The sequence below is a fragment of the Lysinibacillus sp. VIII_CA genome (assembly GCF_049943995.1).
In the GTDB taxonomy this organism is placed as follows: domain Bacteria; phylum Bacillota; class Bacilli; order Bacillales_A; family Planococcaceae; genus Lysinibacillus; species Lysinibacillus pinottii.
The window spans coordinates 1-20,368 of sequence record NZ_JBNFXM010000026.1 but is presented as its reverse complement, the minus strand read 5'-3'; the positions used below and the strand labels follow the sequence as shown (position 1 = coordinate 20,368).

General features: G+C 37.3%; 37 protein-coding genes. 31 read left to right on the top strand and 6 right to left on the bottom strand.

Annotated features, from left to right (window positions below; genetic code table 11):
- Nucleotides 1-49: 49 nt before the first annotated feature.
- Nucleotides 50-814, bottom strand: coding sequence for a CPBP family intramembrane glutamic endopeptidase (locus tag ACP3VS_RS21965; protein ID WP_031416324.1), 765 nt, complete (start codon nt 812-814; stop codon nt 50-52).
- A 168-nt stretch (nt 815-982) separates the two neighbouring features.
- Between ACP3VS_RS21965 and groES the strand changes: the two genes are divergently transcribed.
- Nucleotides 983-1,267, top strand: coding sequence for a co-chaperone GroES (groES, locus tag ACP3VS_RS21960; protein WP_024363933.1), 285 nt, complete (start codon nt 983-985; stop codon nt 1,265-1,267).
- A gap of 128 nt (nt 1,268-1,395) precedes the next feature.
- Nucleotides 1,396-3,030, top strand: a complete 1,635-nt coding sequence (gene groL / locus ACP3VS_RS21955) for a chaperonin GroEL (RefSeq protein WP_426390003.1) — start codon at nt 1,396-1,398, stop codon at nt 3,028-3,030.
- A gap of 90 nt (nt 3,031-3,120) precedes the next feature.
- Here the strand turns inward: groL and ACP3VS_RS21950 are convergent, their stop codons facing one another.
- From ACP3VS_RS21950 to ACP3VS_RS21940, 3 genes are all read right to left on the bottom strand, one after another.
- Nucleotides 3,121-4,335 carry a tyrosine-type recombinase/integrase gene (locus ACP3VS_RS21950; protein WP_426390001.1) on the bottom strand — a complete coding sequence of 405 codons (1,215 nt, stop codon included), beginning with the start codon at nt 4,333-4,335 and terminating at the stop codon, nt 3,121-3,123.
- 106 nt (nt 4,336-4,441) lie between these two features.
- Entirely contained in the window at nt 4,442-4,915 is a 474-nt protein-coding gene (locus ACP3VS_RS21945; protein WP_426389999.1) for an ImmA/IrrE family metallo-endopeptidase, read from the bottom strand.
- A gap of 15 nt (nt 4,916-4,930) precedes the next feature.
- Nucleotides 4,931-5,266: a helix-turn-helix domain-containing protein gene (locus tag ACP3VS_RS21940; RefSeq protein ID WP_426389998.1), complete on the bottom strand. Its 336-nt coding sequence runs from the start codon at nt 5,264-5,266 to the stop codon at nt 4,931-4,933.
- A 166-nt stretch (nt 5,267-5,432) separates the two neighbouring features.
- Between ACP3VS_RS21940 and ACP3VS_RS21935 the strand changes: the two genes are divergently transcribed.
- The gene (locus ACP3VS_RS21935) at nt 5,433-5,675 is read left to right on the top strand and encodes a helix-turn-helix domain-containing protein (protein WP_426389996.1); all 243 of its coding nucleotides are present in this window, start codon (nt 5,433-5,435) and stop codon (nt 5,673-5,675) included.
- Between the two features lie 56 nt (nt 5,676-5,731).
- On the top strand, nt 5,732-5,953 hold the full coding sequence (locus tag ACP3VS_RS21930; RefSeq protein ID WP_426389994.1) for a hypothetical protein: 222 nt from the start codon (nt 5,732-5,734) through the stop codon (nt 5,951-5,953).
- On the opposite strand, the gene ACP3VS_RS21925 is transcribed toward ACP3VS_RS21930, so the two are convergent.
- Nucleotides 5,940-6,200: a hypothetical protein gene (locus ACP3VS_RS21925; protein ID WP_426389992.1), complete on the bottom strand. Its 261-nt coding sequence runs from the start codon at nt 6,198-6,200 to the stop codon at nt 5,940-5,942. The genes ACP3VS_RS21930 and ACP3VS_RS21925 overlap by 14 nt on opposite strands.
- A gap of 68 nt (nt 6,201-6,268) precedes the next feature.
- On the opposite strand from ACP3VS_RS21925, the gene ACP3VS_RS21920 reads away from it, so the two are divergent.
- The 26 genes from ACP3VS_RS21920 (at nt 6,269) to ACP3VS_RS21795 (ending at nt 19,429) form a co-directional block, all read left to right on the top strand.
- Nucleotides 6,269-7,081, top strand: a complete 813-nt coding sequence (locus tag ACP3VS_RS21920; RefSeq protein ID WP_426389991.1) for a Rha family transcriptional regulator — start codon at nt 6,269-6,271, stop codon at nt 7,079-7,081.
- Entirely contained in the window at nt 7,081-7,422 is a 342-nt protein-coding gene (locus ACP3VS_RS21915) for a DNA-binding protein (RefSeq protein ID WP_426389989.1), read from the top strand. Before ACP3VS_RS21920 ends, ACP3VS_RS21915 begins: the two co-directional genes overlap by 1 nt.
- A gap of 158 nt (nt 7,423-7,580) precedes the next feature.
- On the top strand, nt 7,581-7,874 hold the full coding sequence (locus ACP3VS_RS21910) for a helix-turn-helix domain-containing protein (protein WP_426389987.1): 294 nt from the start codon (nt 7,581-7,583) through the stop codon (nt 7,872-7,874).
- Complete coding sequence (locus tag ACP3VS_RS21905; RefSeq protein ID WP_426389985.1) at nt 7,862-8,116, top strand: hypothetical protein; 255 nt, start codon at nt 7,862-7,864, stop codon at nt 8,114-8,116. Before ACP3VS_RS21910 ends, ACP3VS_RS21905 begins: the two co-directional genes overlap by 13 nt.
- Entirely contained in the window at nt 8,100-8,234 is a 135-nt protein-coding gene (locus ACP3VS_RS21900; protein WP_426389984.1) for a hypothetical protein, read from the top strand. Before ACP3VS_RS21905 ends, ACP3VS_RS21900 begins: the two co-directional genes overlap by 17 nt.
- 187 nt (nt 8,235-8,421) lie before the next feature.
- Nucleotides 8,422-8,652 carry a YqaI family protein gene (locus tag ACP3VS_RS21895; protein ID WP_281115705.1) on the top strand — a complete coding sequence of 77 codons (231 nt, stop codon included), beginning with the start codon at nt 8,422-8,424 and terminating at the stop codon, nt 8,650-8,652.
- Nucleotides 8,653-8,719: 67 nt separating this feature from the next.
- Nucleotides 8,720-9,661: a YqaJ viral recombinase family protein gene (locus ACP3VS_RS21890; protein WP_426389983.1), complete on the top strand. Its 942-nt coding sequence runs from the start codon at nt 8,720-8,722 to the stop codon at nt 9,659-9,661.
- A 2-nt stretch (nt 9,662-9,663) separates the two neighbouring features.
- Entirely contained in the window at nt 9,664-9,843 is a 180-nt protein-coding gene (locus ACP3VS_RS21885) for a hypothetical protein (protein ID WP_426389981.1), read from the top strand.
- A gap of 2 nt (nt 9,844-9,845) precedes the next feature.
- Nucleotides 9,846-10,652: a recombination protein RecT gene (recT, locus tag ACP3VS_RS21880; RefSeq protein ID WP_426389980.1), complete on the top strand. Its 807-nt coding sequence runs from the start codon at nt 9,846-9,848 to the stop codon at nt 10,650-10,652.
- Between the two features lie 465 nt (nt 10,653-11,117).
- A complete protein-coding gene (locus ACP3VS_RS21875; protein ID WP_426389978.1) occupies nt 11,118-11,903 on the top strand; it encodes a DnaD domain protein in 786 nt (261 codons plus the stop codon).
- Nucleotides 11,809-12,825 carry a DnaA ATPase domain-containing protein gene (locus ACP3VS_RS21870; RefSeq protein ID WP_426389976.1) on the top strand — a complete coding sequence of 339 codons (1,017 nt, stop codon included), beginning with the start codon at nt 11,809-11,811 and terminating at the stop codon, nt 12,823-12,825. The genes ACP3VS_RS21875 and ACP3VS_RS21870 overlap by 95 nt, the downstream gene beginning before the upstream one ends.
- Nucleotides 12,826-12,860: 35 nt before the next feature.
- Entirely contained in the window at nt 12,861-13,577 is a 717-nt protein-coding gene (locus ACP3VS_RS21865) for a hypothetical protein (protein WP_426389975.1), read from the top strand.
- A 4-nt stretch (nt 13,578-13,581) separates the two neighbouring features.
- Complete coding sequence (locus ACP3VS_RS21860) at nt 13,582-13,767, top strand: hypothetical protein (RefSeq protein WP_426389973.1); 186 nt, start codon at nt 13,582-13,584, stop codon at nt 13,765-13,767.
- A gap of 3 nt (nt 13,768-13,770) precedes the next feature.
- Complete coding sequence (locus tag ACP3VS_RS21855) at nt 13,771-14,205, top strand: hypothetical protein (RefSeq protein ID WP_426389972.1); 435 nt, start codon at nt 13,771-13,773, stop codon at nt 14,203-14,205.
- A complete protein-coding gene (locus tag ACP3VS_RS21850; protein ID WP_426389970.1) occupies nt 14,198-14,386 on the top strand; it encodes a hypothetical protein in 189 nt (62 codons plus the stop codon). The genes ACP3VS_RS21855 and ACP3VS_RS21850 overlap by 8 nt, the downstream gene beginning before the upstream one ends.
- Entirely contained in the window at nt 14,383-14,649 is a 267-nt protein-coding gene (locus ACP3VS_RS21845; protein WP_426389968.1) for a hypothetical protein, read from the top strand. The genes ACP3VS_RS21850 and ACP3VS_RS21845 overlap by 4 nt, the downstream gene beginning before the upstream one ends.
- Nucleotides 14,646-15,050 carry a YopX family protein gene (locus tag ACP3VS_RS21840; RefSeq protein WP_426389966.1) on the top strand — a complete coding sequence of 135 codons (405 nt, stop codon included), beginning with the start codon at nt 14,646-14,648 and terminating at the stop codon, nt 15,048-15,050. The genes ACP3VS_RS21845 and ACP3VS_RS21840 overlap by 4 nt, the downstream gene beginning before the upstream one ends.
- The gene (gene ssb, locus ACP3VS_RS21835; RefSeq protein ID WP_426389964.1) at nt 15,047-15,562 is read left to right on the top strand and encodes a single-stranded DNA-binding protein; all 516 of its coding nucleotides are present in this window, start codon (nt 15,047-15,049) and stop codon (nt 15,560-15,562) included. The genes ACP3VS_RS21840 and ssb overlap by 4 nt, the downstream gene beginning before the upstream one ends.
- Before the next feature lie 5 nt (nt 15,563-15,567).
- The gene (locus ACP3VS_RS21830) at nt 15,568-15,771 is read left to right on the top strand and encodes a hypothetical protein (protein WP_426389962.1); all 204 of its coding nucleotides are present in this window, start codon (nt 15,568-15,570) and stop codon (nt 15,769-15,771) included.
- Nucleotides 15,749-16,363: a dUTP diphosphatase gene (locus tag ACP3VS_RS21825; protein WP_426389961.1), complete on the top strand. Its 615-nt coding sequence runs from the start codon at nt 15,749-15,751 to the stop codon at nt 16,361-16,363. The genes ACP3VS_RS21830 and ACP3VS_RS21825 overlap by 23 nt, the downstream gene beginning before the upstream one ends.
- Before the next feature lie 8 nt (nt 16,364-16,371).
- Nucleotides 16,372-16,551: a hypothetical protein gene (locus ACP3VS_RS21820; RefSeq protein ID WP_426389959.1), complete on the top strand. Its 180-nt coding sequence runs from the start codon at nt 16,372-16,374 to the stop codon at nt 16,549-16,551.
- Between the two features lie 15 nt (nt 16,552-16,566).
- Nucleotides 16,567-16,836, top strand: coding sequence for a hypothetical protein (locus ACP3VS_RS21815; RefSeq protein ID WP_426389957.1), 270 nt, complete (start codon nt 16,567-16,569; stop codon nt 16,834-16,836).
- 81 nt (nt 16,837-16,917) lie between these two features.
- Nucleotides 16,918-18,003 carry a DNA cytosine methyltransferase gene (locus ACP3VS_RS21810; protein WP_426389955.1) on the top strand — a complete coding sequence of 362 codons (1,086 nt, stop codon included), beginning with the start codon at nt 16,918-16,920 and terminating at the stop codon, nt 18,001-18,003.
- Nucleotides 18,004-18,013: 10 nt separating this feature from the next.
- A complete protein-coding gene (locus ACP3VS_RS21805) occupies nt 18,014-18,430 on the top strand; it encodes a RusA family crossover junction endodeoxyribonuclease (protein WP_426389953.1) in 417 nt (138 codons plus the stop codon).
- Nucleotides 18,415-18,669 (top strand): hypothetical protein, encoded by a 255-nt coding sequence (locus ACP3VS_RS21800; RefSeq protein WP_426389952.1) that lies wholly within the window; start codon nt 18,415-18,417, stop codon nt 18,667-18,669. Before ACP3VS_RS21805 ends, ACP3VS_RS21800 begins: the two co-directional genes overlap by 16 nt.
- 28 nt (nt 18,670-18,697) lie before the next feature.
- Nucleotides 18,698-19,429 (top strand): DNA-methyltransferase, encoded by a 732-nt coding sequence (locus tag ACP3VS_RS21795; protein ID WP_426389950.1) that lies wholly within the window; start codon nt 18,698-18,700, stop codon nt 19,427-19,429.
- Between the two features lie 38 nt (nt 19,430-19,467).
- On the opposite strand, the gene ACP3VS_RS21790 is transcribed toward ACP3VS_RS21795, so the two are convergent.
- Nucleotides 19,468-19,704 (bottom strand): hypothetical protein, encoded by a 237-nt coding sequence (locus ACP3VS_RS21790; RefSeq protein WP_426389949.1) that lies wholly within the window; start codon nt 19,702-19,704, stop codon nt 19,468-19,470.
- Nucleotides 19,705-19,845: 141 nt separating this feature from the next.
- Between ACP3VS_RS21790 and ACP3VS_RS21785 the strand changes: the two genes are divergently transcribed.
- Complete coding sequence (locus ACP3VS_RS21785; protein WP_426389947.1) at nt 19,846-20,259, top strand: LuxR C-terminal-related transcriptional regulator; 414 nt, start codon at nt 19,846-19,848, stop codon at nt 20,257-20,259.
- The last annotated feature ends 109 nt before the right edge of the window (nt 20,260-20,368 follow it).

The following is a 20,368-nucleotide window of genomic DNA, read 5'->3' as shown; positions in this document are numbered from 1 at the left end:
GGCACCGAGCTTTTGTATTTTTGGCAACTTTATATAGCTTTTAAAAAAATTATTGCATTTTTTCTAGTTCTTGAAGAAACTTTTGCAATGGTTCTGCATAGAATTGTACAAGTGTCACAAATCCATTCAACATGACGTGTGCAATAATAGAAGTCCAAATACGTTTTGTTTTGTGATATAAAAAGGCAAAGATTAAACCACAAATTGTATAAAGTAAAATATGAGAGAAGTCGAAGTGTATAATCGCAAAGAATATAGCACTTACTATTGCCGCCACCCAGAAGTTTGTTGTTTGGACAAGTGATCCAAATATAACTCTACGGAAGACGAACTCTTCTAAAATGGGACCGAATACAACAATCGCTAATATGGCAATAGGAGCTCCTTTAGCTATAGCGACAATATCTGCGGTATTTTGGGAACCTCCTTCGATACCAAAAACGGCCATTTCAATAGCTGCTCCAATCATTTGACCAAAAAATACAAGGATGAAGCCAAGAATACCCCAAATAATTGTGAGCGGTATCGTTTCTTTTTTTCCTTGATAAACGTTCCAAAAGGTTTTATCACGAGATGTTAAGATTAAACTTAAAATGAGCGCAATTGCAAAGCTAAGCGCAATATACCAGCCTTGAGTTATAGGCGCTGCTTGCTCAGAAGTTAGGTCGGTCATCTTCATAACGAGCTTGTGAAACGGTAAGAGCAACCATCTACTTGAGATTTGCATTAGGATATAAATCAGTAAAACATATAGAGCGGTTTTTTTATGTTTTGTTACTTTTGGAGAATTAGTCACAGTCAAAATCCTTTCCATTCATAGGCTTCCTTTCTATTGTAGATGAATATGGAAAGAAAACAAAATTTTTCGAAGTTCTGACTTGCAAAAAAAAGTGTGATTGATTATCATAATAATTGTGTTAGCACTCGATGATATAGAGTGCTAATAAATTCAACAATTATTATTATTAGGAGGTTGTTTCACTTGTTAAGACCACTAGGAGATCGTATTGTAATTGAACTAATCGAGGTAGAGGAAAAATCTGCATTCGGTATTGTACTACCTGACTCTGCAAAAGAAAAACCACAAGAAGGTAAAGTTGTAGCAGTTGGGACAGGTCGTGTTTTAGAGAACGGACAACGTGTAGAGCTTGACGTTAAAGTTGACGACCACATTATTTTCTCTAAGTACGCTGGTACAGAAGTTAAATATGAAGGTAATGAATACCTAATTTTACGTGAAAGCGATATTCTCGCAATTATTGGATAATTTTTAATGCACCTTCAATGAAGGTGAATGCTTATTGTTTCTTGAACGAAAAGTGACAATAAGATGAAATTGATATAAATATATTGAAGAAGCTTAACGAATATTCCATTTCAGGAGGGTAAATTCTCATGGCAAAAGATATTAAATTCTCAGAAGACGCTCGTTCATTAATGTTACAAGGTGTAGATAAATTAGCGAATGCAGTAAAAATAACATTAGGTCCAAAAGGACGTAATGTAGTGTTAGAAAAAAAATTCGGTTCACCACTTATTACAAATGATGGTGTGACAATTGCAAAAGAAATCGAGCTGGAAAATCCATACGAAAACATGGGAGCAAAATTAGTAGCTGAGGTTGCTTCTAAGACAAACGAAATCGCTGGTGATGGTACTACTACTGCAACAGTTCTTGCACAAGCAATTATTCGTGAGGGCTTGAAAAACGTGACAGCTGGTGCAAACCCTGTAGGTATCCGTAAAGGGATTGATAAAGCTGTTGCTGCGGCATTAACTGAATTACACACGATTTCGCGTCCTGTAAGCAATAAGGATGAAATCGCACAAGTTGCTGCTATTTCGGCAGCTGATGATGAAGTTGGACAGCTTATTGCTGAAGCGATGGAACGTGTAGGTAATGATGGTGTTATTACAATTGAAGAATCTAAAGGCTTCACAACAGAGCTTGATGTAGTAGAAGGTATGCAGTTTGACCGTGGCTATGCATCACACTATATGGTAACAGATACAGATAAAATGGAAGCAGTTCTGGATAACCCATATATCTTAATTACTGATAAAAAAATTACAAACATCCAAGAAGTATTACCATTATTAGAACAAGTGGTACAACAAGGTCGTCCACTTTTAATTATTGCTGAAGACGTTGAAGGAGAAGCACTTGCAACACTTGTCGTGAACAAGCTTCGTGGTACATTCAACGCTGTAGCAGTAAAAGCACCAGGTTTTGGTGATCGTCGTAAAGCAATGCTTGAAGATATCGCTATCTTAACTGGTGGTCAAGTAATTACAGAGGAATTAGGTTTAGACCTAAAATCAGCTGATATTTCTTCGCTAGGTCGTGCTGCAAAAGTAGTTGTGACAAAAGACAATACTACAATTGTTGAAGGTGTAGGCGGTGCAGATGCAATCGAAGCACGTATTGGCCAAATCCGAGCACAACTTGCTGAAACAACTTCAGAATTCGATAAAGAAAAACTACAAGAACGCCTTGCGAAATTAGCGGGTGGTGTAGCAGTTATCAAAGTAGGGGCTGCAACAGAAACAGAGCTTAAAGAGCGTAAACTTCGTATTGAAGATGCTTTAAACTCAACACGTGCAGCTGTTGAAGAAGGTATCGTATCAGGTGGTGGTACTGCACTTCTTAACGTGTATGCAGCAGTGGAAAAAGTGTCTGAATCTGAAGAAGGCGATGTAGCAACAGGAGTGAAAATTGTTCTTCGTGCTTTAGAAGAGCCAGTTCGTCAAATCGCTAACAACGCTGGTCTTGAAGGCTCTATCATCGTGGATCGCTTGAAACGTGAAGAAATTGGCATTGGTTTCAATGCAGCAACAGGCGAATGGGTAAACATGATGGAAGCAGGTGTAGTAGACCCAGCAAAAGTAACTCGTTCAGCATTACAAAATGCTGCGTCAGTAGCTGCTCTATTCTTAACAACAGAAGCAGTAGTTGCAGATATTCCTGAACCAGCTGGCGCAGGTCTGCCAGATATGAGTGGTATGGGCGGCATGCCAGGAATGATGTAATTAATCTCGCTAAAACATTGATATATCAATGGTTCAAGAGGTTAAAAACATCACTTAAAGCGAAAAACTAACGAAAAACAAACATTTTTTCTAAAAAAGATTAGAATTGATGTTATGGAGGATGTTTCCGAAAGTGCTAGTCATTTTCTCGGAAGCATCCTTTTTCATTTTGTTAGTAACATGTGTATAAATCTTTAAAGTTGTTTGCATGTCATCATGTCCCACTCGCTCCATAATTGTATTCAAATCTACACCAGCCTCGGTTAACATACTAATATGAGTGTGACGGAAAATATGAGGAGTTGCGTTTTTTTTAATGTTTGTATGTTCTAGTAACCTTGCCATTCGATTAATAATTGTTTTTTGGATATATGGATACCCGTTAATACGACAAAATACAAAGTTTCCATCATGATATTCATTCAATTCTTCCTGTCGATACCTAGAAGTAACTTTCATTTGCCGTTTACGATGTGATTTTAATAAATCCATTATGCTTTTCTCTACTTCAATAGTCCGTATAGAACCATCGGTTTTCGGTGGAGTTAATTCGTACTTCCTCATGTTGTTATCTTCATTGTAAAGAGTTTTTGTAATACGAATTGTATTGTTGCGAAAATCGATATCAGACCATTTCAAGGCACATAATTCTCCAGATCTCATACCAGTAAACGCTAATAAATAAAAACGTTCGATGTCTAAGTCCAATCCGTGATTAGTAACAGCATATAAAAAAGATTCCACTTCTTCATTAGTTAAATAACCTTCTTCGATTGTTTCTGTCTCTATTTCTTCAACTGTTCGGCGTTTTTTCGGCACAATGGCACCAGTAGCCGGATTATCTTTAATCAATCTATCTTTGACACCGTATTTAAAAATCATGCTGGCACATACATGCACACCCGAAACCGTGTTACGTGCGTATTCTTGAGATATTTTATTTAATAACTTTTGATATTTTGAATGAGTAATATCTATGATTGGCATTTTAGCAATGTGCTTATTTAAAATTTTTATTTCTTTTTCTCTAATTCTAACAGTGCCTCTCTTAACACCAGTTAATTCATAAGTTTCAATCCATTCTGATGCAAGCTTATCAAAAGTCATATTTTGACCAACGCGTTGATCTATACCATCTTTTTGTAATGAGTAGATAGCTTCATTAACTCGATTCATTGCCTCTTTTTTGGATTTACCTCTACGTGATATTTGATTTCGCTTACCAGTAGCCGGGTCAGGTGGACCATCTGCAACACAGACCCAACGTTTTTGACCAGATTTTAATTTTATTTCTTCACAAAACATTTCTATTCCTCCCATATTCAGTATTATAATAAGAATATATGTTCTATTTTAGGTTATAAAAAAAACCTCATTAAAAAGTGGTTAGGTAATAAGTATTTAATTGTTATTAACCGTATCTTCTATATTTCGTGTAGATAACCAATTCTTCCGCATCTGCTAATTGTAATCTGAAATCAATCATTTCAATCGTAACATCAAAATATTCAGCAAGTATCCATTTAGTCCAGTGATTTTCTTGTAAAATTGCCACTCTTAAGTATTCTATAGGAATTAGAGTTTCAGCCGCCCACTTCATGGCCTTATACTCCACTTTGCCAACACTCAGTCGTTCATGATAATGCATTCGGGAATTAGCGATATTATTTCCTACAGTTGTAAAATGATGACCTAGTTCTTCTGCTAAAATACATCTAAACAAAGGAGAATCATATCTAATTCTATTTGCAATACCAATAGTAGGGGGGAGACCTGGTTCAAAGAAATAAACAGCATCCAAAGGATTAGGGAAATCCCAATGCTCAATTACTATACCCTCACCTAAAGCGATATCGCATAATTTATATGTATCAACAATTGGCATTAATCATTCCCCACTTTATTCTTTGTTTCTATACTTAGTTCTTATGAATTCTTTAAAATTTTCAAGTTCTTTGACAGCTTCTTCTGGTAAATCTTCTAAAAAATTGTCAGACCTGTGTGCTGCCAGTTCTCCTTGGTTTTTAATATTTGTTCTTCCTAAAAGATAATCTGTCGAAACGTTATACAAATCTGCTATGTTAGATAACATAGTTGGGTCAGGTGTCCTTGTTCCATTTTCATATCCAGACAAAGTATTACTTTTAATACCTAATTTATCAGCAACAAATTTCTGGAGATAACCATGTTCTTCTCGCATTGTTCTCAAGCGCCTAGGTAAAATTTCTTCCCCCATAAAAAACAACCTTTCTATGTAATCTTTTTTATAGATAATATCGCAATTCTCGATTTTTTATATAAATATTCGCAAAATGTGATAAAAAAGTTTGACAATCTCATTTTGCGATGTTAAAGTGTAATTAATCAAATCGCGATTCGCGAAATGAAAGGTGGTGCTAACCATGAAAGAAAAACCAATTGTACAAAACAACCTTAAACAACTACGTAAAAAAAGAGGTATACAACAAAAATTTGTCGCGAAATCAATTGGCATTTCAGCAAATTACTATTGTCAAATTGAAAATGGTCATCGCGTTCTACCAACTAAATATCTACCGAAAATAAGAGAAGTTTTCGGGGTTACATTAGATGAAATTTTTTTTGATAGTGAAATCGCGAATCGCGATTCTAATAGGATTGCTTAAATAATATATTTATCATGCATTATTTCTGTATATAACTCAAAAAGGAGGGTGTAGATGTGAAAGTTATAGACATTGACGGTTTATTAGTAGCAGCAGGTGCATGGGAGAAAAATCAGAGTCTTGACAATGTAATGGACAAGTTCTCAGATTCGCTCTATGAAGAATTTCAAAACATGACCTTAGAAGAATTTAAAAAACACATTCGCCATAAGGTCATGCTTGAAAAACATTCAAACGAAATCGTTGTTACATTTGGTTTTGAAATTATAAAGCCTTAGCTTCTGACAATCCCTTTTCCGTCAACTCAAATCGAAATTCAGTTTCGTTAGGCTCTATATTGACCGTGTTTGAAACGATATTTTCTGAGTGAGGTATTAGATACCCATTTTCGAATAAATAATTAGTTGCATCCCAAAGGTTCTTAAATTCATCTGAATTTTTAGGTTGAATCTCCGAGTAAGAGTTGCCGCTCTTTCGTAAATTTTCAAGACCTAAATTTAACAGAAATTTCTCATAGTTATTCATCCAATTCACCTCCAATCTACTAATAGCTTAACAGATTGGAAAATATTAAAAAAACAGGAGGTTCTATTATGAATCAATTACAAAGAAACATCCCAAGTACAGAAGTTGCAGAAATGGTTGGTCGTCAACACAAAGACGTAATGCGAGATATCCGCACTATAATTGACCATTTAGGGAGTGAGCGCAAATCTGCGCAGACCTCAAATGAGACTTTAGGTAATGACCACAAAAATGAGAACAACTATTTTATCGAATCTACCTATAAAGATAACTTCAATCGTGAACAACCTTGCTTTTTACTAACTAAAAAAGGTTGCGAATTATATGGTACTCGAATGACTGGAGAAAAAGGTACAAAATTTGCTGTTCAATACATCGAACGTTTCAACGAAATGGAAGAGCAGCAGAAGGTGAATTTCACTATGCCTCAACCAACTACTGCTGAATTAATCGCCATGATGGCGCAACAAGGTGTTGAACAAGAACGCCGTCTAAACGCAGTGGAAGAAAAACAACTTCAATTAGAAACTAAACAGGACAATATCGCAGAAATAATTGCCCTAAATCCAACCGAATGGCGAAAAAAGGTTACGAATCTTATTAATAAGATAGCTCTTTCACGCGGTGGATTCGAAGCATATCGAAATGTCCGTAATGAAAGTTATCAAATTCTAGAAGAACGTGGTCGTTGTAAACTTGATACTCGCTTAAGTAACCGTAGAAAAGAAATGGCTTTGAATGGGATTTCTAAATCAAAGTTAGATAAAGTAACTAAGCTTGATGTTATTGCAGAAGATGCAAGATTAACTGAAATCTACTTAGCGATTGTAAAAGAAATGGCTATTAAGCATCAAATTAAAGTAGAAGGGTTGGGTGCTTAATGACCATCAAAGAACAAATTCAAAATATTGAATCTGCTGAATTTGATTTATTTGAAAAAAAATTATCACTTGTAATAGAAAAAGCATATTTACGTGGTGTAGCTGATGGGCAAACAAAATATGCATTAAAGCCTCTATTAACAAGAAAACAATTTATGGAATTAGTAGATATTGGTGAAACAAAATGTGCCGAATTGTTCAATCGTAGAGATTTCCCAGTAAACAGAGAATTTGGTCATCCAAGAGTACCTACAGAGTTATTGTTTGAATGGATTTATGCAAATACTGATTGGGTGCGGGCAAATGCACCCAAGGCAATGCAATTTAATAAAGCTATTTAATAGGAGAGGCCAGGGCAAATGGCCTCAATCAAACTACCAATCTAGTAGAAATCTAAGAGGTAGGGGCAACTACCTCTTATCACTATATTAAGTTAACTTGGAAGAAATTAGTATTCCACTATGGAATATATTCTAAATTGGAATAAAGGGGCAGAAAAATGGTTACAGATTTCGTGAAAGCAGGAAAGATGTTAAAAAAATTCCGCGTCAATGCAAATATTACTCAGGAGGAAATGGCGGATAAATTAAATAGTACACAATCAACTGTCAGTAAATTAGAAAGTGGTAGAAAGACAATAGATATTTTCACTTTTGCTAAATGGTTAAAAATTACTGAATCTGAGTTTGCTGGAACAGCAATGATGTTTGGAATGGAAATAGCAAATGCTCTTACACATATATCACAAACTGTTCCAACAATAGTAGGAGGGTTTATAAGTTGGATGCTTTAGAAAAACTAAATCAGCAGATAAAAAGAGAAATAGCTTGTATTGATGATCTAACAGATGTAATTAAACTACACGTAAAAGCAGGTCGTATCAACATAGCAAAACAACTAGAGCGAGACCTACATAATTCGTTGAAACAACTAGAGCAACTACATGAACGCAAACGTTTTTGGACAACTGTTGAACAACTTAATAAGAATGGAGTACTAGCAGAGGTGGTGGATAAGGTTGTGGAAATGGCTTGATAACTATTTTTACTTACCAGAGGATGATGTACCAGAATCACACAGAAAGTTTTGTATCATTGCTGTTCTTACGATGCTTATTATCGGAGTGCCAATTATCATTACATGTTGGCAATAAAAAAGCTGCTTAATCTCTGCGAAAGATTAAACAGCGTACACCCTATACAAACCAATTATATCACAAAATCAGATGATTGCGAGAATTATCTCGCTCTCGTCAAGCAGCTTACAGCACCGTCTCCCTACGGTTATGCTTTGCCGTTGTAAGTTGCTTGATGGGATACCGTCAGAAAGAAGGTGAGCACATGCGACAGCTTATGGAAGTTGAAAATCCAATGGTGTTAGGAACGATTGAATCCGTAAATAGCGTACCTACATTTAGGTATATCGAGACAGAATTTCGTGATCTTTACGGTAGCTTAATCGTTTATAACGACGACTATATGGAGTTTCCGAATGGAGATATCGTTCATTTAGACAACATCCATACGTATTTAGAGGATAACTATAATGCGAAATTTTACACAAAAAAATAAACCACTACTCAGAATAGTGGCTTAACAAATCATTTTTACCATCATATCACGAAAGGAAGTAATTTGCATGGTTTTAGCAAAAATTACGACTGCTGATATGAGTCGTGACGAGTGGTTAGATGCTCGTCGCGCTGGTATCGGTGGGTCAGATGCAGGGACAATCATGGGGTTTAATCCATATAAAAGTGCTTACCAACTATTTTTAGAAAAGACAGGTCAGTTTTACGAGAAGATCGAAAATGAAGCTATTCATTTCGGAAATAAGTTTGAAAATTTAGTTGCTGAAGAATTTGCAGAACGTACAGGTAAAAAAGTGAGACGTATGAACAAAATGTTGGTTCATCCAGAACACGATTTTATGTTGGCTAATCTAGATCGCGTAGTCGTAGGTGAGCGAGCTGTACTTGAATGTAAAACAGCTAATGAGTATTTAAAGGGTGAATGGGAAGGTGAAGAAATACCGGCAAGTTACTTATGCCAAGTCCATCATTATCTAGCTGTTACAGGCTTTGAAAAGGCTTATATCGCTGTTCTTGTTGGGGGCAATACATTCATTTGGAAAGAAATTGAGCGTGACGAGGAATTCATACAAATCCTCATAGATCGTGAGAAAGACTTTTGGGAGAATCACGTTTTAAAAGATGTAGCTCCACCGATTGATGGTTCGGATGCAACGAATGAATTAATCAAAAAAATGTACCCACAAGATGATGGTACAGCCATCATGCTCACAAAAGATGATGATGTACTACTGGATGCTATCGATTCTATTTCTGTTGAAATTAAAGCATTAGAGAAGCAAAGGCAAGAGTATGAGAATCAGTTAAAACTCAAGCTTGAAAACGCTACAGAAGGGCATACACCACGTCATAAAGTGACATTTAAAACAATTGTCTCTAATCGTGTAGATAGCAAGCGTTTAAAAGCAGAAGCACCTGAAATTTACGAGAAATACAAGAAACCATCATCATCTAGAAGATTCAATTATAAAAAATTGGAGGCAAATTAATCATGAAACAAATAAAACAATTCGTTATTAAGGAAAATGTTCTAACAACTGTAACTGCTGTTGTAACTGCATTTGACGCAAGAGATGCAAGGTTACGGTTTAAAAGAGGTGAACATACAGATTATCAAAATTATGAATCTGAAACACAAACAGAAATAACTGCTGTGGAAGGAGATAAATAATTATGGCAACTACAAATGAATTAAAAGCTAAATCACAAGGTCAAGTACAACAAAATGTCACGCCAGAGCAATCATTGAACACGTTATTAAAACGTATGGGTCCTCAAATTCAACGTGCATTACCAAAACATATGGATGCAGATCGTATTGCTCGAATCGCCTTAACGGCAGTACGTGCCACACCCAAGCTACTAGAATGTGATCAAATGAGTTTTGTAGCTGCACTTATGCAATCAGCTCAATTAGGGGTTGAACCTAATACAGGGCTAGGACAAGCTTATTTAATCCCTTATGGTAAGCAAGTTCAGTTCCAGTTAGGTTATAAGGGTTTAATCGACCTAGCTGTTCGAAGTGGCCAATATAAAGCTATCTATGCTCATGAAGTTTATAAGGAAGATGAATTTTCATTTGCATACGGCTTACACAAAGATTTAGTGCATGTACCTTCAACAAATCCAGATGGTGAACCTATAGGCTACTATGCTGTGTACCACTTGAAAAATGGTGGGTATGACTTTGTTTACTGGACGAGAGAGCGAATCGATAAACATGCTCATGAATTTTCTCAGGCTGTAAAAAAAGGTTGGACAAGTCCTTGGAAAACAAACTATGACGCGATGGCTAAGAAAACTGTACTGAAAGAAGTATTGAAGTATGCCCCTAAATCTATCGAGCTACAGAAGGTTGTAGAGGCTGATGAAACGATTAAAACCGAGGTTTCAGAGGATATGAGCGATGTTATAGATGTTACGGATTACTCAGTTATTGAAGATGAACCAACTCAAGAGGAATTGATCATTGAACAGTAAAGTACCCCACAAAGTCCTTCTGCCTGCTTGGATATTCCAACAGGCGAAGGATAACGATGAAATCAGACTCTTGGTGTTGGATTACATGACTAGGTATCCAAACTATCGAATTATCAAAGTGAGTGGTAGTTTTGCAGTTTGTGAAAAGTTAGAGAGCTTTTTATAGAAGCTCTCCATACTACATTACTTTTCTAACTTATCAGCAATTCTTAATAGAATTTCAGTTTGTTCTTTTTGGATATTAATGATTTTAAGCACGAACCAGACTATAAATACTACTGGTACAAGATAGAAAAGTAATAAAAAGAAAATAGGGATAATTCCTAATAATATTTCCATAACTGTATAAAAACCTCCTTGCTGGATTATTTTATCATAATTATTTAACTGATTTGGCATCGATTTTAAGTTAATGATTTCAGATTAAAAGTTTGAATATTGCGACATAAGGAGAGGCGAGGGCAAATGGGCATCATCCGAGTGGCTAAGAATAGCAACTATGTAGTGATGAATCGAACGGCATTGAACGATAACCGGCTATCTTGGAAAGCTAAAGGCATAATGGCATACATGCTTTCAATGCCAGATGATTGGGTGTTTTATATGGACGAGCTAATGACTCACTCAACAGATGGCAAGGCATCATTCAGAGCTGGTTTCAATGAGTTAAAACAATGTGGTTACATCGAACGAAAACCTATTCGTGAAGGGCAAAGAATTAAAGAATGGGAAACGATCGTTCATGAAGTACCTATAAATTCTCTACTTACCGATTTTCAAGAAGTAGAAAAGCAAGAAGTAGGTTTTCAAGAAGTAGAAAATCGAACACTACTAAGTACTGATAATAACCAAGTATTGAATAAACCAAATACTGATAATAACCAAGTACTGACTACAGACACGAAGCATGCTCAAAAGCTATATGAGTTCTTTGTCAGTCGTCTGCAAAAGTTTCCTAGTGATAAGTTACGAGAAGATATCGAATACTACCTAGCAACCTATCTGGATGCAGATCTTATTATCGAAGCATTTGAACGAGCACTTATAAATAGCCGAGTTACCAATAAAGAAAAATATGCTACTGGAACATTACGCAACTGGAAACATGAAGGCGTAACATCTATCGAACTATTAGCTAAAAAGGAGGCGCAGCAACTTGGAAGCGATCAGCGAAGTATTCCAACAGATGATGAAAAAAAATCCGCGATTAGAGCAGAGAATAAAAGACGTGCAAAACTCGCTGGGCTCTAGAGGTATTGAGTGTAGAACAATTCCGAGTGATGCATGCCCTAAAAAGAAGTGTGATGGCAGTGGATTCCTTTGGTATATCGACTATTACAAAAAGATGCATCCAGACAAGGTTGCTGAAGATATTAGAAAGCACAGAGAGCTATACGCTGTGGCTCATGAAGCGAACAACCAACAGGAAATGAATCGTATTAACACTATCTTGGTTGACTTAAAAAAAGAATCAGAGTGGTGGGTGAAATGCGAATGCCATGAACAAAAGCAAAAAGAGCAAGAGATTGCTAAAAAACTAGATTTATCAGGAATACCCGACATTTTTAAGGGTGCCAAGTTAAACGATTTTAGAACGGAAATTTATCAGAAAGAAGAAGATCGAACTGCTGCTAAGTTAGCTAGAAAGAGTGCTGCCAACTTTGTAGCTAACTACGAGCAAATGAAAGCAGCTGGTAAAGGTCTTTACTTCTACAGTGAAGTTAAAGGCTCAGGTAAAACTCGTATTGCTTCAAGTATCGCAAATGCATTAATCAACATGTATAACGTGAACGTGGTGTTTATAAAGGCTGCTGATATTTCACTTCAGGTACGTAAGACATTTAAAAAGAACACTGAGACATCAGAGGAAGAAGTGCTTCGGATATTCAAAGAGGTCGATGTGTTGATAATCGATGATTTTGCAGTAGAGAATAACACGGATTTCATGGAGGAGCTTCTTACAAAAATTCTTGATTATCGCATGGAATCTAAAAACATTACCTTGATCACTTCGAATATTACACAGGACGACATTAACAATTTATATAAAGATGGTCGTGTAAAGAGCCGTGTAAAAAAGATGTGTTATGAGGTGATCATGCCAGAAGAATCAATTCGTGATGAAGAAGCTAAGCGAGAGAATGAATCGCTTGAACGTATTTTATTTGGATAATAAGGGGCAACAGCCACTTGGTGGAGGGTGAAGGGATGATAGTTAAAGCGCAATTTGAAAACACTACGATGCTTTTTGGAGATTCATATAAACCATGGCAGATGCAATTCGATGAATGGGCTTGGTTGAATAAGAACGATAAATCATTGAACTTAGTAAGAGTTACAGTTTCGGAAGAACATTGGGTATCGTGGGGCGGATTGAAATGGTGTCCTGAAGATCGCTTTCAGCATCAATTAAATCGAGAAGGTTGCCAAGATGATGAATCAGACAACCAAAATCCGCGACAATACAGTGAAATGCAATTTGTGCGTGATGCAAAGGTAGAACGTAAGGTGTTGAAGATGCTTGATGTAACACCTAAACAGCACCGTTTAAACACCGTGAATAACTTAATTCGGTACATTTCAGAACGAGGACATAGGTACTTTTATACAAACAGTACACTTCATGAAAGTAACGTTGAAAGTGTAGCTTATATGAAATTAAAAAACGGTCGCCTTTATTTTGTAGACAATTATACAAAGCATGAAGTACCAGTGTTAGATAATGGCCGTGATTGGAAAGGGTTTTCGCATGGTGGCACTTTACGAGCGCTAGTACTAGATTTCGCAGAGTTTATTCGCACAGGGAAGTGGAGTAATGGCAGCAATGGATATGGCGGTTTGTATTGTAGTCATTGGGGCCACAGCGATGAAATTCAACAAGAAATCATCAACTACGCCAAAGATATTGGCTATTTAGGAAGGTGAAGGGATGGACTTTTGGAAGCTTGTAAACGATGTAGCAAAAGCAGCTAATGAACTTCACAGAGAGCAACTTGAAAGAGAAATGGACAAGCTTATGAGCGAAATTGAAGCGTTTAACATCGCTAATGCCATCGACATCGCTTTGGCTACTAGAAACCGTGAGGCTTTTAACAAATTAGTGGGGAGTGAATGAGTGATGAAACAAGAACAGTTGAATGCCATTAAAGAACGTGTGGCGAAGGCTACACCTGGACCGTGGAAAGTTGCTTACGATACTGATGACCGTGATCATGTGGTAGATGTTTGGTTTAACAGTGAGGACAACGGTCATGCCGAGATACATGATAACAGTTTTGGTAATGCTCCGTATAACGCAAAATTCATTTCTCTTGCTCGAGAAGATGTGCCAGCACTTGTTGAATACATTGAAAGTTTACATGAACTACGGAAAGACGATTTTCTAGTAATGTGCGAATCAAAAGATGAAGTCAGAAAAATGCGCTTAAAGGTTGAGAGGTTACGTAAAGCACTAGAAGAAATTATGGAAGACCAAGCGCCTATTATGGAAGGTTGGGAAACGACTACGTACGAAATTGCTCGTAAGGCACTAGGCGGTGAAGCTCATGAATGAACAATTCATAATTGATCAGATGATCATACACGTTGGGCTTTACAAGAAACATAAGGATACGGAAAATGCCATGGGCTTTTATCGAAAACTTGAGGAATTACGAAAGCTCAAAAACTTCAATATTCAAGATGATGCCTTAGATTATGTGATAGAAAAAATGAAAGAGGCGAAAGCTGCATGAAACGACGTCAGAGAAAAAAGAACAACATCCAAAAAGCTCAAGCTTATAAAGATGTGTTGATTAATAAAGGATTTACCATATCCAATGGTTTTAGTGTAGCGCCATTCAGATCATTAAATGGTGTGGATTATGGAGTATATATTTCGAATCCAAAAGGGATAAAAACATTCATTTTCCCAAGCTTGATGGAGGATAAGAACTACAGCCTTAAAGCTTTCGATACAACATTCAATAAACGGTATTTCAAGGAGGTTTCGGCATGAGTAGAGAGATTAAGTTTCGAGCGTGGGATAAGAGTTCTGAATATATGCATTCAAATGTTCAAAGTGGAGTTTATGAAGATCCAGACGAATGGACAGAATTCAGTACAGTTTTAGGTTTAGAATGTTTCGAAGTAATGCAATACACAGGCTTAAAGGACAAGAACGGCAAGGAGATTTTCGAGGGAGATATTGTTGAGTATAACGATTTTAATTCATTAAGAACAGGGGGACACGCAGAGGATAAAATCATTGTCGGTAAAGTCGCTTTCAGTTGTGGTATGTGGATGGTCAAAGAGAAAAATTGTGTTCACGATTTATACGAAGGTTTAGGTAATGATGAAGAATTAGAAATCATCGGCAACATTTACGAAAACCCAGAATTATTGGAGGAAACAGCATGATTAACCGAGTCGTATTAGTTGGCCGACTTACAAAAGATCCTGAGGTGCGTTTTAGTCCGAATGGCATTGCCTCATGTCGCTTCACAGTTGCAGTAAACAGGACATTCCAAAATCAACAGGGTGAACGTGAGGCAGACTTCATTAATTGTGTGGCTTGGAGAAAGCAGGCTGAGAATCTAGCAAACTTTCAGAAGAAAGGTAATTTAATAGGTTTGGAAGGGCGAATCCAAACAGGCAGCTATGAAGGGCAAGATGGCAAGCGTGTGTTTACTACTGACGTTGTAGCTGACAGCATCCAATTCTTAGAGCCGAGAAACAGCGCAGGAGGCTCACAGGACACATCAAACCACGAATCTAGTATAAATACAGGTGGACAGCATCAAGGTAGTTCACAGGGGCAATATGGCGGTAATAGCAATCAGCCAAGTTATACAAGAGCAGATGAAGATCCATTTGCTAATAGTAAGGGACCAATTGAAGTTAATGAGGATGACTTCCATTCTAAGGAGTGATTTATATGTCAAATACACAAAAACGCAAAATATTGTATGGCAGAACACTTAGGGAATTACAAAAGCAAATTAAGTTTCAAGAAAAGGCAGCTTATGTGCCAATCAGCGCGGTTAAGTTTTATGAACATGAAAAGTATCCATATCAAATTTTAGTAGAGAAAAAATGGTTAGCGAAGGGGCGTAAAAATGAACTTAACAAAACTATTTGAAACACAAGCAGTATTGGACGAGCACATCATGCAGGAGCATCCAGAACTAAGAGGGCAGAACAATCTTGACTGGAAGTTGCTAGCGTTACAGGTTGAGCTAGGTGAGTGTGCTAACGAATGGCGTGGGTTTAAGAAGTGGAGTAAGGATCAGGAGCCGAGGACGGTTATCTATGAGGATTGCAAGTCTTGCGATGCGAAAGGCTCAATCAGTTACCACGGTAATGGTTCTGGTGAATGGTTACCATGTAACGATTGCGAAGGTTCAGGTGCGAATCTCGTTGGTAATCCTCTCCTTGAAGAATACGTGGATTGCTTGCATTTCATTTTGAGTATTGGGTTGGAATTAGTCATTAATCCAACTTTATATTGGGATGACATTACAACTGATGAATCAGATATTACGCGTAAATTTTTAGATATTACTTCTAGAATCCTTGAAGTGGATCAGTGGGAGAATACCGACTCTTGGGAGGAGCTTTTTGAGGAATTTTATCTGTTAGGTAAGTTGCTTGGCTTCAAATGGGATGAAGTAGAAGAATCTTACTACGTTAAGAACAAGGTCAATCATGAGCGTCAAAACGCTGGTTATTGAGGTGCCACATGAAAGAATACGCACTTTACAAAGGTGATCAGATGGTAGCTATAGGAACGGTTAAAGAGATAGCTGCAGACCGTGGGGTTAAGCCTCATACAATTCGATTTTACATGTCAGGTGCTTATCAAAGACGCTCGAAAATTGAAGTAAATAACAGATTACAGCTTATTAAACTAGAAGATTGAATGGAGGAAATAATAATGGATAATGCAAAGTTTTTTGAATTCAGTGAACCGTATTACGCGTTAATTATGGCAACTTCTGAGGAAGAAGCTAAAAAGGTGTATGTAGAAAATGTCGCTGAGGACGAAGGGGATTTAGAGTTTACAGAAGTCAATGATTACTACGCAGTAGCAAGATTTGCTTATGGGAAGGGCGAGGATGGTAAACAACCTCCATTCAAAGAGATTTTGGAACAATTAAAAAGCGACCAACCTGAATTGCTGTTGATTGATGGTAGCTTGATTTAACTAAATACACGCTGCTGGTAGAACGACATTAGGTTGTTTTATCAGCAGACTTATAAGAGTGCTAATAAGGATGTGAAGAGAATGAAATTCTTAGACCTTTTTGCAGGTGTTGGAGGCTTTCGTTTTGGAATGGAAGCCGCAGGACATGAATGCGTTGGTTTCGTTGAGATAGACAAATATGCTCGTAAATCATACGAGGCTATACACAATACAAAAGGAGAGTGGACAGCTCATGACATCACTAGCGTTACAGATGACGATATTCGAGGACTTAGGGATAGAGGACCAATCGATATTATCTGCGGAGGATTCCCATGCCAAGCTTTTTCAGTTGCTGGGAAGCGAAAAGGATTCGATGACACTAGAGGAACTCTTTTCTTTGAAATCGCTCGTTTCGCCAATATCATCCGACCACAGTATTTATTCCTTGAGAACGTCAAAGGACTCCTCAATCATGACGGGGGAATTACGTTCGAGGTTATCCTCAGAACCTTGGATGAACTCGGGTATGATGCGGAATGGCAAGTGCTTAACTCTAAAGACTTTGGAGTTCCACAAAACCGAGAGAGGGTGTTCATTATCGGACATCTTAGAGGAAGAAGTACCCGAAAAGTATTTCCTATCAGAGGAACAAGTAGCGAGGCTAACTCTATCGATATAATAGCTCATAGAAAAGGCTATCGAAGAAATACACAAGTATTTAATCCAACTGGTATTACAGAAACCTTAGACACAGGTCAAGGTGGAGGACGAGGTCATTACACTGTATCCAAGGTTGGTAATGTAAATCCTAGTGGCAACGGTATGAACGGACAAGTTTACAGTTGTGATGGGTTATCACCTACTTTAACTACAAATAAAGGTGAAGGATTGAAGATTGTGCAACCGGTCTTAACACCTGATCGAGCAGAAAAGAGACAAAATGGTCGTAGGTTCAAAAATGATGGTGAACCAATGTTTACTTTAACAGCACAGGATCGGCATGGGTTTTATGATGGGAACCGCATTCGTAAATTAACACCTAGAGAATGTTGGAGATTACAAAGCTATCCTGATTGGGCTTTTGATAAGGCTGCGGCTGTTAACTCAGATAGTCAATTATACAAACAGGCTGGTAACGGCGTAACTGCAAACGTTATCGAGGCAATTGCAGAAAAATTAGTGTAGGAGGACAAACATGAACGTACTCACATTTGAAATACCAGGAGATGTACAAGCACAGCAACGACCACGAGTAACAAGAAACGGTACATTCGATCCGAAAGAATCTAAAGACTATAAATCATTCGTGAGATTGGTAGCTTCACAAGTAGCGCCAGAAACACTAGTAACAGAGGATATAAAGTTAACTATAGATGTCTACCGAAAGATGCCAAAAGCTATCAGCAATAGCAAGAAAAAGCTACAGCAGGCGTTAAATGGTGAGTTGCGACCAACAACTAAACCAGACATCGACAATCTGGCAAAGGGCATTAAAGACGGTTTAAGCAAGGTTATATGGCATGACGATAGCCAAGTAACGGAGTTGATTGCTCGTAAGTGGTATTCGGATAATCCAAGGGCAGAGGTGACGATTGAATGGCAAGAAAAGTAGAGAATCGATACATCTTATTCACTGGTGAGGTCCATGAAATCGTTAAATTTGATTTTACACAACGCCAAATAGAAACGTTCATCGCGCTTTGGAATCAAGGATATCCAATCAATAAAATAGCTGACAGGCTTATTACAAGTAAGGTGAGCGTGGCTTTGATTGCTATGGACCTTGAAATGGCTGAACGGATTGAGCCAAGAGCTGGTGGGTTGTTAGGTAAGAGGAAAGTGGTTAGTTGAAAGAAAATGTGCAGCAGGAGGTGACGTGATGATTAATCAAATACTTCATGGTGATTGTCTGCAGATTATGCCTAAATTTTCTGATAAGTGTTTCGATATGATTCTGTGCGATTTACCATACGGTACCACTCAAAATAAGTGGGATTCAGTTATTCCGTTAAAAGACCTTTGGAATGAATATAAGAGGCTTATAAAAGACAATGGAGCAATCGTGTTAACAGCTCAAACACCTTTCGATAAGGTTTTAGGAGCAAGCAACTTAGAGATGTTGAGATATGAATGGGTTTGGATGAAAAGTAACGGTACCGGATTCCTAAATGCTAAGAAGATGCCTTTAAAAGTACACGAAAACATTCTGGTCTTTTATAAAAACTTACCTACTTACAATCCACAAAAAACGTATGGTCATAAACCTGTAAATCGTTACAAAAAACATTCTAGTGATGGGAGCAACTACGGAAAAACAGAGATTGGAATTGATGGCGGAGGACAAACAGATCGGTACCCTGTGGATGTATTGTATTTTCCTAGAGATTACGAACACTATCATCCTACTCAAAAACCAATAGAGTTGTTTGAGTATCTTATAAAAACATATTCCAACGAAGGTGATTTGATTTTAGATAACTGTATCGGAAGTGGTACTACTGCAGTTGCAGCTGCTATGACAAATCGGAATTTTGTTGGCATAGAAAAAGAGAAAGAATATGTAGATATAGCTACAGGAAGATTGGAATCAATACAAACAGTACTAATTTAGATATTGAACAATTTGAGGATTAGATGAAAATAGAGCGATTATAATATCGCTCTAAAAAACTCATAAAATCCCATGTTCATTGGAATAGCCCAAATAAAGAACCCAAGTAGGGCAATTGGGCCAAGAAAAAAGTTGTAAACCTTCTTTGGCAAAATACTGCCCAATAGGATTTTATAAATTATGGCACATCCAATCATTACAACTGGTAGCAAGATCATTGTTGGTATAAAAAACCACAGACTTCCACTACCTGATATATCTGTAAATATGTCCATTTAATTACCTCGTTATGTATTTTATGTAAATTATAACATAGAAAAAGCCGCAGCGTTTGCACACGCTACAGCTCGAATTGGTTTATGCCCTTCTAGGCTAGTCAGATAAGTTATTATATCACAACTTAGGAGGGCAAACCTATGTTAAAAGAAAGAACACTAACGATTACGCCAGACGCTTTAGATTCAATGATTACAGACTACCACTGGATGGTTAACGCCATCAAAGAAATGCGGTCAGAAATGGTTATTGGGGCAAAAACGGCACAGTATGGAATTGAGGCTACACTACCAAAGGCAGCAGGCGGTGTAGGTGATCCAATTATGCAGGAGGCTATTAGACGCTCCAGAAATATTAAAAGAGTTACAGAGTATGAACAGAAACTTTTAGAAGTACAAAATCTAATTGAAAGAGTTGCTGGCGATAGAGAAGTACAAGTCCTTAACTGGATGCTAGACGGCAAGTCACAACGCTGGATAGGACAACATATGGCTTTATCAGCAACGAGTATTAAACGCATTAAGGATAACATTGTGAAACAGATGATTGCATGATGTGGGGGCTTTCGTGCCCCTTTGAAAGAAAGTGTTCAGTGTGCGAAACGTTTCCCTATAAATGTATATACATGAAATGGGAGGGCTGTCACTACAGTCACAACTGATT

Bases quoted from the DNA above. Each gene is read 5' to 3' on its own strand.
- ACP3VS_RS21860 (WP_426389973.1), top strand. From the start codon at position 13,582: ATGGACTTTTGGAAGCTTGTAAACGATGTAGCAAAAGCAGCTAATGAA.
- ACP3VS_RS21945 (WP_426389999.1), bottom strand. From the start codon at position 4,915: ATGCCAATTGTTGATACATATAAATTATGCGATATCGCTTTAGGTGAG.
- ACP3VS_RS21785 (WP_426389947.1), top strand. From the start codon at position 19,846: ATGTTAAAAGAAAGAACACTAACGATTACGCCAGACGCTTTAGATTCA.
- ACP3VS_RS21830 (WP_426389962.1), top strand. From the start codon at position 15,568: ATGTCAAATACACAAAAACGCAAAATATTGTATGGCAGAACACTTAGG.
- ssb (WP_426389964.1), top strand. From the start codon at position 15,047: ATGATTAACCGAGTCGTATTAGTTGGCCGACTTACAAAAGATCCTGAG.
- ACP3VS_RS21795 (WP_426389950.1), top strand. From the start codon at position 18,698: ATGATTAATCAAATACTTCATGGTGATTGTCTGCAGATTATGCCTAAA.
- ACP3VS_RS21845 (WP_426389968.1), top strand. From the start codon at position 14,383: ATGAAACGACGTCAGAGAAAAAAGAACAACATCCAAAAAGCTCAAGCT.
- ACP3VS_RS21820 (WP_426389959.1), top strand. From the start codon at position 16,372: ATGAAAGAATACGCACTTTACAAAGGTGATCAGATGGTAGCTATAGGA.
- ACP3VS_RS21865 (WP_426389975.1), top strand. From the start codon at position 12,861: ATGATAGTTAAAGCGCAATTTGAAAACACTACGATGCTTTTTGGAGAT.
- ACP3VS_RS21925 (WP_426389992.1), bottom strand. From the start codon at position 6,200: ATGAATAACTATGAGAAATTTCTGTTAAATTTAGGTCTTGAAAATTTA.
- ACP3VS_RS21940 (WP_426389998.1), bottom strand. From the start codon at position 5,266: ATGGGGGAAGAAATTTTACCTAGGCGCTTGAGAACAATGCGAGAAGAA.
- ACP3VS_RS21950 (WP_426390001.1), bottom strand. From the start codon at position 4,335: ATGTTTTGTGAAGAAATAAAATTAAAATCTGGTCAAAAACGTTGGGTC.
- ACP3VS_RS21840 (WP_426389966.1), top strand. From the start codon at position 14,646: ATGAGTAGAGAGATTAAGTTTCGAGCGTGGGATAAGAGTTCTGAATAT.
- ACP3VS_RS21875 (WP_426389978.1), top strand. From the start codon at position 11,118: ATGGGCATCATCCGAGTGGCTAAGAATAGCAACTATGTAGTGATGAAT.
- ACP3VS_RS21805 (WP_426389953.1), top strand. From the start codon at position 18,014: ATGAACGTACTCACATTTGAAATACCAGGAGATGTACAAGCACAGCAA.
- groL (WP_426390003.1), top strand. From the start codon at position 1,396: ATGGCAAAAGATATTAAATTCTCAGAAGACGCTCGTTCATTAATGTTA.
- ACP3VS_RS21790 (WP_426389949.1), bottom strand. From the start codon at position 19,704: ATGGACATATTTACAGATATATCAGGTAGTGGAAGTCTGTGGTTTTTT.
- ACP3VS_RS21815 (WP_426389957.1), top strand. From the start codon at position 16,567: ATGGATAATGCAAAGTTTTTTGAATTCAGTGAACCGTATTACGCGTTA.
- ACP3VS_RS21910 (WP_426389987.1), top strand. From the start codon at position 7,581: ATGGTTACAGATTTCGTGAAAGCAGGAAAGATGTTAAAAAAATTCCGC.
- ACP3VS_RS21965 (WP_031416324.1), bottom strand. From the start codon at position 814: ATGGAAAGGATTTTGACTGTGACTAATTCTCCAAAAGTAACAAAACAT.
- ACP3VS_RS21850 (WP_426389970.1), top strand. From the start codon at position 14,198: ATGAATGAACAATTCATAATTGATCAGATGATCATACACGTTGGGCTT.
- ACP3VS_RS21895 (WP_281115705.1), top strand. From the start codon at position 8,422: ATGCGACAGCTTATGGAAGTTGAAAATCCAATGGTGTTAGGAACGATT.
- ACP3VS_RS21855 (WP_426389972.1), top strand. From the start codon at position 13,771: ATGAAACAAGAACAGTTGAATGCCATTAAAGAACGTGTGGCGAAGGCT.
- ACP3VS_RS21800 (WP_426389952.1), top strand. From the start codon at position 18,415: ATGGCAAGAAAAGTAGAGAATCGATACATCTTATTCACTGGTGAGGTC.
- ACP3VS_RS21890 (WP_426389983.1), top strand. From the start codon at position 8,720: ATGGTTTTAGCAAAAATTACGACTGCTGATATGAGTCGTGACGAGTGG.
- ACP3VS_RS21810 (WP_426389955.1), top strand. From the start codon at position 16,918: ATGAAATTCTTAGACCTTTTTGCAGGTGTTGGAGGCTTTCGTTTTGGA.
- ACP3VS_RS21920 (WP_426389991.1), top strand. From the start codon at position 6,269: ATGAATCAATTACAAAGAAACATCCCAAGTACAGAAGTTGCAGAAATG.
- ACP3VS_RS21825 (WP_426389961.1), top strand. From the start codon at position 15,749: ATGAACTTAACAAAACTATTTGAAACACAAGCAGTATTGGACGAGCAC.
- recT (WP_426389980.1), top strand. From the start codon at position 9,846: ATGGCAACTACAAATGAATTAAAAGCTAAATCACAAGGTCAAGTACAA.
- ACP3VS_RS21915 (WP_426389989.1), top strand. From the start codon at position 7,081: ATGACCATCAAAGAACAAATTCAAAATATTGAATCTGCTGAATTTGAT.
- ACP3VS_RS21885 (WP_426389981.1), top strand. From the start codon at position 9,664: ATGAAACAAATAAAACAATTCGTTATTAAGGAAAATGTTCTAACAACT.
- ACP3VS_RS21935 (WP_426389996.1), top strand. From the start codon at position 5,433: ATGAAAGAAAAACCAATTGTACAAAACAACCTTAAACAACTACGTAAA.